Below are 15,961 nucleotides of genomic sequence, written 5' to 3'. Positions count from 1 at the left end.
GAACACAAACATAAGAAAGGCTTTTTCCAATTACTGACAGAATTAGTAAAATAGGCACTTAATCTACCAAAATCTTTTAAATTCTTCTATTACTATAGAATCAAGTTTATCAAAACGAGCCAATAATTGGAGGATTTTGTAAACTTTACGAGGAACTTTGTCTTATACCAAATATTGGAGGTGCCTCGTTTGAAACGTAAAAAGATTCAGAGTAAAGTTCAAAGGATCTACATAGTTATTCTCTCTTTATTGCTTATTCTCACAACCTATTCTCCTGTATCCGCAACAGGAAAAAAGACCGCAAAACCAGCAGCATCAAATCAGCTCTTAATAGAAAAACAGAGAGAAGAAGAATTTAAATCTAAAAAAGTTAACTTATCTCAAGCAATAACGAATCCTGCTCTGTTAAGTGTAAACAGCGGTTTGGATAAATTCCTAGCCAAATCTGCTTTGTCGAAAGGAAACACTCTGCCTGATCATCAAGCAGCAGAGAAAAAGGAAAAAGAAAAAATCGAGCTCGCCTTTAAGAAAAACGATAAAATAAACATCATCATCCGCAGTAAAGAAAGACCAAACCTCACAAGCATCTCTCCTAAAAATAAATCATTTAAAAACCGCAAAGAAAAAATCCAGTATATTCAGCAATCATTAAAGAATTTTTCAGAAACTACTCAAAGTGATTTATCAGCAGCTCTCAACAATTTGGCAAAGCAAGGAAAAGCGAAGAAAAAAGATAATCTTTGGATCATCAACGGCATGACAGCTACTGTTACAGAGGATGCCTATAAAACTTTATTAGCAAGAAACGACGTGGACAGCATCGTTTTAGACGAATTGCTCACACTTCCTGACGACCCTGCAGAAAATAGTTCTCCTAAACTGCCTCAATGGAACCTTGAAAAAGTAAATGCGACTAAAGTATGGGAAAAATACGGGCTTAAGGGAGAAGGTGTCGTTGTCGGCATCATGGACTCTGGGGTAGACGCGAACCATGAAGCACTTAAGCACAATTACAGAGGGCGTGATGGACAGCATCAATACTCCTGGATTGATTTATCAGGGGAGGGTTACCAGACACCTCAGGATGGCAACGGCCATGGAACTCATGTCGCCGGAACCGCTGTCGGAGGAGGAACCGGAGAACCTGTCGGTGCGGCTCCAGAAGCAGAATGGATAGCGGCAAAAATTTTCGATGACTCAGGATCATCTTCCTTATCTGCCATCCATAAAGCATTTCAATGGTTCATGGCACCCGGAGGAGATCCGTCCAAAGCGCCTCATCTCGTGAATAACTCTTGGGGCAATGCAAACCCCTATAATCCAGAATTTCATGAAGATGTAAAAGCATGGGTTTCTGCCGGCATCTTTCCAGTTTTTTCTGCTGGCAATAACGGTCCAGGCTCTCAAACTATCGGCTCGCCTGGAAGCTTTCCCGAATCCTTTACCGTAGGCGCAACTGATTCGTATGACCAAGTCGCCTCATTTTCAAGCCGGGGCCCAGTCTATTGGCCAGATGAAAACGGAGAAAGCACTCCAATGATAAAGCCAGATATTTCTGCTCCAGGACACCAAATTTACTCCGCATGGCCAGGTATAAGAAACGAAGGAAAATATGACACGCTGAGCGGAACATCCATGGCATCACCCCTCGTTTCTGGGTCAATTGCATTATTATTTCAGGCAAACCCTGATTTAAGCATCGATGAAGTAAAATCTATCCTAATCAAGACAGCACGCAAAGAGCCGCAGATGGGCTCATTGCCTAATCAGCAATACGGAGCAGGTATATTGAACATTTATCAGGCGGTAACGGAAGCCGCATTTTCAGGTACGTTAATAGGAACACTCAAAAACAAAGATGGTAAACCTGTCGCCGGAACCATCTCAATTGCTGAAGAAAATATCCAACAAAACGTTTCTGAAGATGGAAGCTTTACTTTGCGAGTAAACGCTGGGCTGCATGAAGTAAAAGTTTCCGCTTACGGTTACAAAGACACTGTATTTCAGGCAGAGATTAAAAAGGGAGAAGAATTCCAGACAAACGTAGTACTGGAAAAATCAGAAACGTTTAAAATAACAGGCACTCTTAAAATGAAAGAAGGCGGGGAGCCGGTACCATTTGCTTACATCCGTTTATTAGATACCCAAAGTCCTGACGCAAGAACGGATAAGAACGGCACATTTAGTTTCTCGTCTGTACCTGAAGGTAGTTATACGATCAACGTGTACGGCGAAAAGATACATTCAATTTCCAAGAAAGTGACTATCAGCAGCAACACAGAACTTAATCTGCTGACAGAAACAGTTTCTGCTTCGCCTGAGGACACTGAATGGAAAACAGCAAACCAAAACATAACACGCAACGCTGTTTCACCACATGCTGTCGATATCAGCAATCTTGAAAAAAGCTGGGAATATAAAAGCGAAAACAGAGGGGATATTCTCTTTTCAACTCCTGCTGTTTCAGGCGAAAACATCGTCCTAGTAACAGAAAATGGCTGGGTTGTATCTCTTGATATGAAAAGCGGGAAAGAAAAATGGTCTTTTCAGACGGGGGGCTTTAACCGTTCCTCTCCTACAATCGATCATGAAACTGTGTATGTTTCAGGCGGTGAACAAAACAAGATATACGCACTTTATGTAAAAAGCGGTGCAATCAAATGGACGGCACCAATCAGCGATACAGCAGTTTACGAATCTCCAATTGTTTTAGACGGAAAGGTAATTGTGAGTTCAGGTATGACAGAAAAAGCTCAAGTCACTGCGTTTGATGCGGATGACGGCAAGAAAATATGGAACTATTCTGTTGGGGCTCCCGTTTACTTTGGTGCAAGCAGCGGCGGAGGACTTGTATATGTAGGCAGCTATGACGATCAATCGCTTCGGGCATTAAACATTGAAGACGGAACTGAAGTTTGGACTAAAGCATTCAATAAGGAAGGTGTTGTATCTCGTCCGGTTTATGAAGATGGAGATATTTATGTCACGGGTACAAACCTTGCTGCAAAAACCGGATCTCTTTACCGCCTGGACGGAAAGACTGGTGAAGAAAAATGGCATATCAGCGGCATAGGCGACACACAAGCTAATTCACCGTTATTATATAAGGATTTGGTTATTATCGGATCTGCCTCGCAGCCATATTTGCGTGCCTATGAAAAATCATCCGGCAGTCTGAAGTGGGAAAACAAAGTGTTAGGCACAAGCGTTCATAACGGATCGATATCCTCAAGCGGTGTATTATTTTTCACAGGAAGCACTGGCAAAGTATCCGCTGTCGACGTATTAACAGGTAAAGTTCTGAAGGAATTTTCTATTCCTTCAATAAGTTCATCTGGCCTGCCAATCACAGCTGGAAAACTGATTGTGCCGCACCGAAAAGGGATACTGCTTTATGAGTCACCAGGAATTTTAACTGGCCAGTTAACTGATGAAAAAGGAAATTCTGTGCAAGGAACGGTTACCATTGCAGAAACTGGCGTATCTTCCAAAGCTGATTCTGATGGGAATTTTATTCTTCGCCACAAGCCTGGCACTTACACCATTCAGATTTCTCAATATGGAAAGAAGCAGCATTCTGAAGAAACTGTTTTCGTTTCTGGATATCAAACAAGTCAAAATTATGAATTAAAAGATGCTGATACAGGTTCTTTAACAATAACCGTTCAGAATAAACGGACAGGGAAGCCGGTGCCATCTGCTGCCATCACCTTAGAGGGCACCCCAGTAAACGGTAAAACCGATTCTGACGGAAAGTTTATTAGTAATGAAATTTTTGAAGGCACATATACAGCTCAACTGAAACTGGATGGATATCAAGAGAGCACCGTTACTATCGCTGTACTTGCTGGTGAAGAAAACAGTGTGAACGTTAACCTTCAGCCTTATGATATCGCCGTGCTTGATGACTACAACAATGAAATGACATCCTTCTTGCTGCGGAGCGGGTATGCTGCAGAAGAACGAGGCTGGGATATTATAGACGATATCGGTCGTTACCAGGTGTTACTGTTAAACGGCTCTTACGGAACCGCTGAAGAAGCCCCTGCTAAAGAAAAGATGCAGGTGCTCATCGATGCAGCAAAAAACCATGATGTCAGCATTCTGTTTACTGATCAATGGGGAGACAGTTACGGTTCTATTCAACAGCTGTCTGATTATTGGAAAGATCCCGGGTCAATAGGTCATTATTATGGACGAGGCATTGTCAGGATCCAGGTAGATGCAGAACACCCCATCTTTAAAGATTTCAAAAAAGGAGACAGAGTGGATCTGTTCAATGGATCCGGTGATTTCGCCTGGTTCACTCAATATTCAGGCCGAAGCATAGGTAAAATCGGCAACGACACATTAGGATTTACTGGATCTGGAGTTGCTTACAAGGCCGTTTCTTCTGAAAGTGCACATTTGCTTCTTTCAAGTCATGCGGCAGTGCCATGGTCAACTCCTAAGCAATGGCTTCCTTCTCAGCAAAAAATCTTGCTGAACGGATTGGATTATTTGTTTGATTCCAAATTTGGTGAGATCACCGGTACGATAGTTAATGAATCGGGTGAACCGGTAGACGCGCAAATAGAAATTCTAGAAACCGGTGTAACTGTGAATTTGGGAGAAAACTTCTCGTTTTTCCATGACGAAGGAACATTCAATGCTGATATTCGGGCGCAAGGTTACGCATCTCTGAGAGCAGAAATAGCAGTAAAAGCGGGACAGCCCGCACATTTAAATATTGTCCTTAAACGTGCTGAAGGAGGCATATTATCAGGAACAATAAAGGATGCAGTGAAAGGAATCGCCTTATCAGAAGCACACATTACGTTAAAAAATGCTGCAGCAGAAACAGTTGCTGAGAGTGTTACATCCTCAAATGGCAGATATCATTTTGAAAATCTGCAAGATGACCAATACACATTGATTGTAGAAAAGGATGGGTATATCAGCCACAGACAAAAAGCTGATCTTTCAAAGGAAGACGGCAATTTGGACATTAGTTTATACACTACACCTAGAGTTGGAGTTGTTGGAGATTATTATGATAATGATGATAACTTCAAAGCACTGCTAAAGGCTCATGGGATATCAGCAAGTGATATAGCGCCCGTCCAAATGAAAGAAAAAATGAAAGATTTTGATGTGGTTTTCATCAATGAACCGAGTACAAGTTCCATTACGAAATCCATCTTTGATGAAATGCTGAATGCAGCTGATGAGAGCGAAACGAGCCTGATTTTTGGCGAAGCATATTACAGCGGATCAGGTATTAATCATCTTGTGCGTAACCGCCAGGATCCTAAAGAACGAGTAACTGTAAGGAATACCGCAAAATCTGCACAATATAAAATCATTAATGAACATCCGATATTCAGCGGTGCGAAAGCAGGAGATATCATTGAACTCCTTAACCCTGCTTCAAGCTCAGTCTCCTATTTCAAGAACTACAGCGGTTATCCGCTCGCTGAGATTAAACATGAAGGCAGTGATACAACACACGGTATAGGCGTTGCCTATAAGCCAAGAACTGCCGGAAGCGCAGAACTTCTGATGAGCGGCCATGGTTTCACTCTCAATCACAGTCTTGAAGATTATACTGAGGAAGGAAAAGAACTTCTCGTGCAGTCTGTTTTATGGGCTTCTAATGCCTCTTTCCCAAGTGTGAAAGGAAAAATAACAGATGATGAAGGAAAGCCATTACAAGCATCTATTAAAGTTAAAGATCAGCCTGTTTCCACTGTTTCTAAGCAGGATGGAAGTTTTTCCATTGCCTTGCCAAAAGGAACGTACGAATTAGAAGTGAGTGCGTTCGGCTATGAGCAGAAATCAATTACTGCCCAATCAAAGGATATTCCTGAGCAAGTAACATTAAGTATGGATACTCGAGAAGATGCTGCAAGTCTTTCAGGTACAGTTGAAGATGAAAAAGACGGAAACGCTGTTGAAGGGGCAGAATTAAAAGTCATAGACAAGCCTCGCTCGTCTGTCTCAAGCAGCCTTGGACAATACAGTATCAACAAGCTTGAACCTGGAACGTACACGATACGACTTAAAAAAGATGGATATGTTCAAAAAGATATCACCGTTAAAGTAGCTCCAGGCGAGCTTGCAAAAATCGATATCAAGCTCCGTCCGTCACCAGTTATCGGGATCATCGGGGATTATATCAGTTCTGGAAAACCTGCGCTGAAACCTTATCTTGAAAGTCTAGGCTTTAAAACCATCACCATGACATACAAAGATCTTGATAAGCTGTCTGACGTAGATCTAGTATACGCTAACAGTGACTATGCTCCTGGAACGGAACCAACCAAACTAGAGTTTCAATCATTCCAAGATGCACTTGATAAAAACAGGGTCTCAGTTATTTGGACAGGGCATAACGGCGGAAGAGGATCCATCCGATTCTTAAAATCTTTCATAGATGACCCGTCTGCTGAGATAACGGGAAGCAGGTCAGGGGCGCAGGGAACGATACTGAAAGAGCACCCGCTCACAGAAGGCTTAGAATTGCAGCAAACATTCAGCCTGCCTGCAAGACTGGATTATTATTATGGATTTAACGGCTACTCTGGAAACACGGTGGTCAGCATGAACCATCCCCAGACTGGCGAGAACGGAAGCTTAATTGCATTTAAAGAGAGAACGATGGACTCAGTGGAAATACTTTTGGGAAGCATGGTATTCAGCTACAATTATCTTCCAGGAGAAACATCGTTTGATCCTACTAGAGAAAAGCTTTTAAAGAATGCCTTGTCTTGGGCACTCGACAAGAAAGAAACTGCTATAGGCGAACTTGACGGCACTGTTTTAAACGAATCTGGTTTTCCGGTGAATGGAGAAATCTTTATAAAGGAGACTGGCAAAAAAATTACTGCTGATCTAGAGGGACGTTTCTTCACCGCTCTGAATCCAGGAGACTATAACATTACGATCCAAGCATTCGGCCATAATGAACAAACATTCAGCTTAAAGATAGAAAAGGGAAAAAAGCTTCAAAAAACGTTTATTCTCACACCTGTAAATGCTGGAGTTTTAACAGGGAGAGTGCTGGATGCCGATACAAACAATGTTCTGAAAGACGCATCTATTGCTGTTATTGGAACACCTGTTGAAGCACGGTCTGATGAACTAGGCAAGTATCGCATCTCTCTTCCGGAAGGGTCTTATGATGTCCGCATTAAAGCAGAAGGATACACCCCTGCCGTCAAAACAGTACAGATTAATTCCGGCAGCGTAACTGAACATGATGAATTGCTAAAGCAATCGGAAAAAATTGCGGTATTAGGAAACGATTATAATAAGAGCCATGTGCTTTCTTATCTTGGATCACTCGGCTACGAAACTGATTTTTATACGTACACAGATTTCAAGAAACTAAGCGATAATATGACAGACTATAAACTTATTATCCTCAATGACCTATCATATACTATGACCGCTGATCATTTTAAAGCATTCGTCAATAAAGCAGACCAGCTTGAAGTGAGCCTTATCTTCCCAAGCCAGTACAGTCTTGGAAGCATGAACGACCTTTCTAAAGTATTCGGCGATCCAAAAGCTGTCGTTTCCTCTTATGTAACTGGTTCTGTTTTGCTTAAAGCAAATCATGATCATCCAATTTTCAGAGGTTTTTCAGAAGGACAGGAAATAGAGATCCTCTCAAACGGGACAGGTACAGTCCAGTATTCTGCTTACAGCGAATACAGCGGCACAACGATTGGAACATTGCATTCAAATGACGGAAAGAGCCTTGGAGAAGCAATAGGCTACAAATTCAGTTCACCAAATAGTGTTCATGTACTGCTTTCAAGCATGCAACTGGGCGGCAACGGACGCCCTGGCTACAGATGGACAAAACAGACGGAGCAGCTTTACGCCAATGCGATAGATTATGCACTGAACGCAAGCCAATCCGAAATTCATGGAAAGATTACAGACACTAATGGAACAGCCATTTCTCAAGCTCGAATAACAGTACCCGGCACAAGCTTTAGCGCCGTCTCCAATGAACGAGGCGAGTATCGAATCGGAATTGGAAAAGGGACTTATACTGTACTGGCCAAAGCGAGAGGATATGAAGATCAGTCAAAAACCGTCAATGTACCAGAAAACAGCCAGGCAGAAGAAACAAACTTTACTCTAACGGAGATAAAAAGAGTTGTTCTTTCAGGGACTATAACTGATAAAGAATTAAAGCAGCACTTATCAGGAGCTAAAATCATATTAACACCTGCCGATGATCCTAATCTGGCAGAAGAAACGGCATCTGATGATAAAGGATATTACGAGTTTACAGGCCTGCTGCCAGGAGAGTACACGATAAACATAGCCAAGAAAGGCTATCTGCCGATTGAACATAGATTATCGATTGGCAGCTCTAATTCTGTATGGAACGCTGAAATGAACGCAGCGCAGGCTGCAGTAATCGGAGATTTGGACGATGTACTGACAAACTTCCTAAACAGTGAACACCTTTATTCTGAACAAAGAGACTGGGATGTAATTGAAGATATACAGTCGTATAAACTCATTGTCTTAAACACGAATAAAGGCACCACTGAACAAATGAAGAAGCTGATCTCGGAAAGCGACAAACATCATGTCAGCTTGATCTTCACAGGAACGTGGGGAGTAAAAGATGGATCATTGCATCTGTTAAAAACTGCAGAGGGAAGTCCTGATATTTTTAAGCAAGGGTACAACGAAGGCAGTGTGTTTCTGAAAGGGAACACAGAACATCCGATATACTCCGGAATCAAGACAGATGAAAAAGGGCGCATTCACATACACTCCCAAAAGAGTCCCTATGCAACAATTAAAGGATACAAAGGAATTTCTCTTGGAGGACTGTTTGTGAACGAGGATGATAAAGGCGAGTCGATATCATACGATTTCCGCAGCAAAGAGCATATGCATATGATTCTTTCATCTTTTGCAGTGACCAATATCATCGGACCTGAATACGGATGGACGAAGGATGGAAAACAGCTTTATCTTAACGCACTGCGCTGGGCGAAGGATGCTGAGCAAGAAAAACCGGCTGCTCCGTCTTGGGACAGAGAGGTGTATATGGCAAAACAGCAGCCTGCTATTGTCAGCGGACAAGCGCAATACAGCTCCACAGTAAAGGCTTACGCGATTCACGGGAATAGAAAGACTCTCGTCGGAACTGCTCAGCCCAACCGGGACGGCACATTCCAGATGGAACTCAATCATCTTTCCAATGGACAGCATACACTGTTTGTTGAAGCTGAAAATTTTGCTGGAATTACCTCCAGTAAAAGCCCGATGAAAATCATAATTACAGGAAAGCCCGTTCAGTTCAGCTCTGAACTTGGAAAAATGAAAACGGCATATTAATACAGATACTTGCCCATAAAAGTCATTAATATGACTTTTATGGGCATTTTTTATGTATAATTTTGATAAATGAAAATATAATCTTACAATTTTCTGGAGGTAAATGTGCACATAAAAATCGATGATTTAAAAGGACCAGAAGTGGCTAGCCTGATTAATGAACACCTGCATAGCATGACTCTTCACTCTCCGCCAGAAAGTATCCACGCTCTAAATCTTGAATCATTAAAAAAAACCGAAATTACGTTTTGGACTGTCTGGATAGGGAATGTATTAGTTGGATGTGGTGCATTGAAAGAACTTGACAAGAATCATGGAGAAGTAAAATCTATGAGAACTTCTTCATCTTATTTACGGAGAGGGATAGCAAGCCATATGCTTCAGCACATCATAAATGAAGCAATAAAGCGGGGCTATAAGCGCTTAAGTCTGGAAACAGGATCAATGGAAGCGTTTGAACCTGCAAGAAGGATGTATGCCCGATACGGATTTCAATCCTGCAAACCATTTTCCGTGTATGCAGAGGATGAAAACAGTGTTTTTATGACAAAAGAGCTATAAATGATTCAAAAAATTGGTTGCTATGCAAAACTATCTACTTGCTTTCTAAATGACATGGTACAATTAGATGAGAAATAGATAACCTTGAAAAGGGAGTGTATATTTTTATGGGGTCTATAATTGAAAAGGATTATATTGAATTCTTTACTAATAATAAAGATGAATTTCAAGAATCTCTATTAAAAGAAGCATTGAACGTCCGGGAGAAAATTGAGGAAATCCTACTAATCGGCAACATAGACCTTTTGTCCAATGCTCATAAAGTCGTCAAGTATGCCCTTGAAGGAAACGAAGAGCAAATCGAGCTTTTCGCTCAAAAAGAAGGCATTTCATGGGCATCACATAGCTTAACTCTTTCATTTAAACTAGAATGGGTACAAGCTATCCGAAGAACAATGTGGAAATACCTTCAGCAGCTTGATCAAGAAAATGTTATCAATATGAACAATGAACGCTTTTTTGAACTTGAAAAACGTATCAACGTCTCGGTCGATATATTCTTGAACGCATTTTTCCTAAGTTATTCAGAATACAAAGATCAGCTGATCGAATCTCAGCGAGCACTTGTGGAGAACCTTTCTGTTCCTATCATTCCCATTACGTCGAGAGTTTGTGTACTTCCGTTAATCGGGCAAATTGATTCGTATCGCTCTAATACTATCGAGGAAAAAGTGCTTTTAGAGATAAGCAGGCTGCGCATCGGAACACTTGTTATCGACCTTTCCGGGATTGCCCATATGGAAACAGATGTCATTCAGCATATGATGAAGATCATTGACGGAGCTAACATGATGGGCTGTGAATGTGTGATTACCGGTCTTCGTCCTGAGATCGTACGCTCGGTTACGGGAATAGGATTGAGCTTTGATCATAAAGCCCGTACAAAAGCAACTTTACAGCAAGCTCTGGAAGATTACCTGGTATCTCAATAATAGAACAAGGCTGCCGGACAGGCACCTTGTTCTTTTTTTTGCATTCTGCAATATGTAATTTCTCCTACATTTCAAGGTAATTGTTATTTTACTGTAATAGCATTATGTCTTCATACCTGTTAGCATGGGTCAGGTCAAATAATTTTCAGGCAAGGAGATGGTATTTTTGAAGAAATACGCAGCAGGATTAGCTGTAGCAGGAATCGTGGCTTTCAACCCCGCGGTCGGACATGCTGCAATTGGAGAAGAGACATTAAAACCTGGAACGCATAGCGCGGATGTAAAAGAACTTCAAGAAAAATTAGATGATAAAGGATATTTCACTTACAATAAAACAACAGATTATTATGGACCATATACAAAGTCAGCTGTAAAGAAACTTCAGGCTGAAGAAGGAATTAAAGTGGATGGAATTGCAGGTAAAGCGACCTTAGATGCATTAGGTGCTGCTAAAAACAATTCTTCAATCGTTGAAGCTGCAAAAAAGTATGAAGGTACACCTTATGTTTGGGGCGGAGAATCACCTGACGGCTTTGACTGCAGTGGTTATCTTCAATATATCTTTGATGAATCCGGCAGTGCCCAGCTTGACCGAACAGTAGATGAGATTTATGCGAATGGAACAAAAGTTGAGAACCCATCTGTCGGAGATATTGTGTTCTTCAACATTGAAGGCGACGGTCCAAGCCATGCAGGTGTTTATATTGGAAACGGAGAGTTTATGCACGCCTCATCTTCTAAAGGTGTTACGACTGCTGAACTTGACAGCTCATACTGGTCACAATACTACATTGGTGCCAAAAGCTACAAATAAGTACCAAAGAGCCGTTCTCATGTTAGAGAACGGCTCTTTTTCATGAAAAGTTACTAAGTAAAGGATCACTCGCTGCTTTTCCGCAATAAGAATGACAGCGCAAAAGCCAGCAATGCTAACAGAAGCATCACACCATAAATTACATGAACACCTGAAGCTAAAATATCTTGCAGCTGTGACAGCTTTTCAGCAGGCAGCTCGGCATGATTAAAAGAAGCGTTTAAATCCAGATCGTCTTGACCGCCTTTTTCAGCTTTAGCTATGGTGATGATGTTAAAGATGGATCCAAGCACCGCTGATCCGAGTGTCTGACTGAACGTGGCCGTGAATGAATTGGTCGCAACTGCGATACCCCGCTTCGACGAAGGAACTGAAGATTGGATAATCAGCATAAATACGGGTGTCATCAATCCCATCCCTAATCCAAGCAAGCCCGATGCGGCATAAATTATGAAATCAGGAGAATGATCAGAAAGTGTAAAAAATATCAGCGAAGAAACGCTGACTATAGCTGTGCCGACTGTTACAATCCAGTTTTCTTTTACTTTCCCAACAAAGCTGCCTACAGCCATAGCGCCTATCGTCCAGCAGACTGGCAGCGGCATAAGAACTAGTCCAGCCTGTGTCGCGGATTTTCCCAGCACTCCTTGTGTCCAAATCGGTAAATAAATGGTCATACAAACCACTACTGCAAAGACAAGCAGTGTCAATATATTTACCGTCAGTACACCGCGATTTGAGAAAACATTGAGCGGAATGAGGGGATCTGGTGACTTTTTCTCAATAAAAACGAATCCAGAATACGCGAGTACAGCAACAAAAAACAACCCGATAATCATAGGATCGTCCCAATTCTGATTCATGCTGCCTGCCAACAATGCATAGAGGACGGCAATGGTAGCGATAGAGAAGGTAACAGCCCCTTGATAATCTACATGCCGTTTTTCTTTTGTGACGATTTCCTTATAATTGGCAGCTAACATGAATATAGCAAGCAATCCAAACGGAACGTTCAGGAAAAAGATATAATGCCAAGTGAGGTTATCAACGATAAATCCACCCAACAATGGTCCGATGACTCCGGAAACACCCCACACAGCAGAAATCCATCCTTGCGCTTTCGCACGTTCTTTATTCTCTGTATACAGATCTCCGATAATCGTCATCGTAATCGGCATAACTGCTCCTGCTCCAAGTCCTTGTATTGCTCGAAAAATGATCAGCTGCTCCATCGACTGCGACAAGCCGCATAATGCTGAACCAGCCAAAAAGAGGGTTACACCCGTCAAGATTACTTTTTTTCTTCCAAAAAGGTCAGCCAGCTTCCCGTAAATAGGAGTGGTTACAGCCATTGCAAGGAGATACACAGCATAAACCCAGCTTACAAGCTCAATACCTGAAAGATCGCTGGTTATCCTTGGTATTGCCGTACTCACAATGGTTCCTTCCATAGCTGAAAGAACAGTAACAAGCAGCAGAGCTGACATGATTTGTTTTCTCATAATGTTCCTCCATAATGCTTAGATGTCACTTGCAATGACCTAGTTTACCATTTTTTTACGCATGCTAGCTATTAAAAAAACCTATTTCCAAAAGGAAATAGGTTTATTGCAGAGTTTTTTAGAAAAAGCATAAGGAACTGATGGATACACCGTTAATCCTTTAATGCATGCTTTGCTAACATACTGATTACGGAATCATCCATAGGAGGATTGTGCAAGCCAGCCCGCACGTCTCTGAAATAGCGCTGCAGCGGATTGCTTTGTGATAAACTTCTCGCACCTGCAATCCTCATAGCTAGGTCTACGATTTTATTCGCTCCGTTTGTGACGATATGCTTTACAGCTCCTAGATCAGAACCCATATCCATCCTCATATCAGGATGCTCTACCCATCTAGCTGCAGCGGAATATAATATCTCTTTGCATTTATAATACTCTAGCTCCATTTCTCCAATCTTTCTTTGGACTTCGGGTACGTCTTTAATCGGTCCAGGCAGACTGTTCGGACGATGATTTTTCGCAAATTCAATCGCATATTCCCGCGCCGCTCCCGCAATCCCTAGATAACATGCCGGAATATGAAGAAGCCATGCTTTTGGCAAATTGCCGCCTTCATCTTCAACATAACAATGTAAAGGTACTTTGACATTGTTCAGCACCAGATCATCACTCCGTGTTCCTTGCATAGAAATCATACTCCATGTTTCTTCAATTTCAACACCATCCAAGGAATGATCAACAAGGAATACTCCTTTCGTATCAGAGTTTCCGACAGTAGCAGTAACGAGGGAATAATCAAGAGCGGCTGCTAATGACGTAAATGACTTTCGTCCGTTTAATACCCAATACCCATCGTGCCTTTTTGCTGTAGTGTTCGGCATTCCCCCTCGTGTAGGTGAGCCTGTAGCTGTTTCAGTTGCAGCTCTGTTTATCAGAGACTTTCTATCTATCACAGCTTCACACAGCTGGTTAAACACATGTTCATCCCAAACGCCGGAATCTTCAACATCCAGAATACTTCCTAAGTGCCAGCCTAGACATAATGCAGTAGCTCCGTCTCCTTTAGCAAGCACTTCCTGTACGGAAAGGAATTCAAAAAGGTTCAGCCCTTGTCCGTTATATTTTTTAGGGACAGTCAGCGAGTGAAAATTCTTTGATTTTAGTAGCTCAAAGTTTTCAAAAGGAAAGTGCTGTTCTTCAGTAAATGTTACGTTCCGGTTAGCGAATTTTTCTGCGAGTGCTTCTGCAGATTGCAATATGGATTGTTGGAAAAGAGTGGTCATCAAAAACTTCCTCCCGTTAACTCTGTACAGACTGTGCTGCTGTTTCAGATAAAGACTGAGCAAGAATGCTGACTAGAATCATAACAAGAAAACTCGCAGCGGTGCCTGTCATCATAGCCAGATAAATATTTTCAATGACACCTGAATTCGTAAAATAACAATAAAGTGCAGTACCTGTGATCAAAGAGGCAATGGCGCCATACTTATGTGCGTTATCCCAGAAATAGGCGAGCAGGATAGGGGCCATTACACCGCTGATGATAGCCGAATAGCTGAACTGGATAAGCAATGACAGTGATTCTGGTCTGTTCAAAGAAACATAAAGTGTGATCAGTCCTACAAACACAAGAGAGTATTTGGAGACTTTTAGAGTACGCTGTTCGAGAACGTCTTCTGGTAATAAAGGATTTATCCGGGATGCAGCCACTTTATAAACGTCATTGCCGATACTGGCCGTAATGCCAAGGTAGAGGCTGTCTGTACTTGAAAGAATAGCAGAGATGATTCCAAAGATTAAAAAGGCTGCAAGAATCGGGTGGAATGCTTCAAACAAGTAATAAGGGATGGCCTGATCTGCATTTTTGAGATTTGGAAAAGACACACGTGCCGCTAATCCTCCAAGCACCATCAGTGTAGAAATGATGAAAAGAATCACGCCGGATGACAGCACAAATGGGCGAAGATCTTTTTCAGATTCGAGAGATAATATTTTATTTAAAAGATGTGGCATCAGTACGAAGCCAAACAGCAGGAACTGAACCGCAGCAATCGCAAGCTTGCTGTTATACGGGCTTCCTTCCGTGGTATTTATGGCTTTAACCAGGTTTGGATCGATGCTCGCAAGCTTAGACGTTAAGGTGTTAAAGTCACCAACTACCCAAAAGATAGAGAAGAATACAAGTATGCTTGTCACAGCCATCAAGATTCCTTGAATGCCGTCACTGACAAGCTGAGCATACGCACCGCCCAGTCCGATATAAAGAATCGTGATGAATACTGCGATTGCAATGCCCCAAACATACGGCATGCCGACAAGCGTTTCAAAAATGGTAGCCAGCCCCACATTTTGTCCGACGATATAGTAAATGTTGAAAAGAATCAGCAATGCAACGAGGACCTGCAATGTCTTGCTGTTGTACCGTCTGCCAAGCCATTCGGGAAGAGTGAGGACATGTCCGTATTTTTTTGAATAACTCCAGAATTTCTTAGCAAGCAGGACTAGCGCGATCCATGAAACACCGAAGCAGCCCAGTGTGTACCATAAGACTGAAACGCCATACTGATAAGCAAGACCTGGAACACCGATGAAAAGGTTTACGCTTGCATAAGTAGCGGCAAAGCTTGCACCTACTATGACGGGACTGACGCTTCCTTTTGCTGTTGTGAATCCTTTTAAGGTACTGCTGTAGCTAAAGCCTTTTTTTCCGATCCAAGTCACGAGGAAAAAGTATGCAATAAAGAAAAACACGATGACCCATATCACATAGCCAGGTACGTTCGCAATCATTCTTCTTT

General features: G+C 42.0%; 7 protein-coding genes. 4 read left to right on the top strand and 3 right to left on the bottom strand.

Going from position 1 to position 15,961, the window contains the following annotated elements:
• Positions 1 to 189 precede the first annotated feature (189 nt).
• The 4 genes from CGZ90_RS01530 (at position 190) to CGZ90_RS01515 (ending at position 11,661) form a co-directional block, all read left to right on the top strand.
• Entirely contained in the window at positions 190 to 9,354 is a 9,165-nt protein-coding gene (locus tag CGZ90_RS01530; protein WP_094250571.1) for a carboxypeptidase regulatory-like domain-containing protein, read from the top strand.
• A gap of 105 nt (positions 9,355 to 9,459) precedes the next feature.
• Positions 9,460 to 9,915 carry a GNAT family N-acetyltransferase gene (locus CGZ90_RS01525; protein WP_094250570.1) on the top strand — a complete coding sequence of 152 codons (456 nt, stop codon included), beginning with the start codon at positions 9,460 to 9,462 and terminating at the stop codon, positions 9,913 to 9,915.
• Between the two features lie 107 nt (positions 9,916 to 10,022).
• Entirely contained in the window at positions 10,023 to 10,847 is an 825-nt protein-coding gene (locus tag CGZ90_RS01520; protein ID WP_094250569.1) for an STAS domain-containing protein, read from the top strand.
• Between the two features lie 166 nt (positions 10,848 to 11,013).
• Positions 11,014 to 11,661, top strand: a complete 648-nt coding sequence (locus CGZ90_RS01515) for a C40 family peptidase (protein ID WP_094250568.1) — start codon at positions 11,014 to 11,016, stop codon at positions 11,659 to 11,661.
• Positions 11,662 to 11,726: 65 nt separating this feature from the next.
• Here CGZ90_RS01515 and CGZ90_RS01510 read toward each other — a convergent pair whose 3' ends face one another.
• The 3 genes from CGZ90_RS01510 to CGZ90_RS01500 form a co-directional block, all read right to left on the bottom strand.
• The gene (locus CGZ90_RS01510; protein ID WP_094250567.1) at positions 11,727 to 13,163 is read right to left on the bottom strand and encodes an MDR family MFS transporter; all 1,437 of its coding nucleotides are present in this window, start codon (positions 13,161 to 13,163) and stop codon (positions 11,727 to 11,729) included.
• Positions 13,164 to 13,315: 152 nt separating this feature from the next.
• On the bottom strand, positions 13,316 to 14,446 hold the full coding sequence (locus tag CGZ90_RS01505) for an acyl-CoA dehydrogenase family protein (protein WP_094250566.1): 1,131 nt from the start codon (positions 14,444 to 14,446) through the stop codon (positions 13,316 to 13,318).
• A gap of 16 nt (positions 14,447 to 14,462) precedes the next feature.
• Positions 14,463 to 15,953, bottom strand: coding sequence for a sodium:solute symporter family protein (locus CGZ90_RS01500; protein ID WP_094250565.1), 1,491 nt, complete (start codon positions 15,951 to 15,953; stop codon positions 14,463 to 14,465).
• Positions 15,954 to 15,961: the final 8 nt, after the last annotated feature.

It is taken from the genome of Fictibacillus aquaticus (genome assembly GCF_002245695.1).
Classification (GTDB): domain Bacteria; phylum Bacillota; class Bacilli; order Bacillales; family Fictibacillaceae; genus Fictibacillus; species Fictibacillus aquaticus.
The sequence above is the reverse complement of the archived record's forward strand: the minus strand, read 5'-3'. Positions and strand labels throughout refer to the sequence as shown.

Coding starts and splice junctions, on each gene's coding strand:
- CGZ90_RS01505 (WP_094250566.1), bottom strand. CDS start 14,446: ATGACCACTCTTTTCCAACAATCCATATTGCAATCTGCAGAAGCACTC.
- CGZ90_RS01510 (WP_094250567.1), bottom strand. CDS start 13,163: ATGAGAAAACAAATCATGTCAGCTCTGCTGCTTGTTACTGTTCTTTCA.
- CGZ90_RS01520 (WP_094250569.1), top strand. CDS start 10,023: ATGGGGTCTATAATTGAAAAGGATTATATTGAATTCTTTACTAATAAT.
- CGZ90_RS01500 (WP_094250565.1), bottom strand. CDS start 15,953: ATGATTGCGAACGTACCTGGCTATGTGATATGGGTCATCGTGTTTTTC.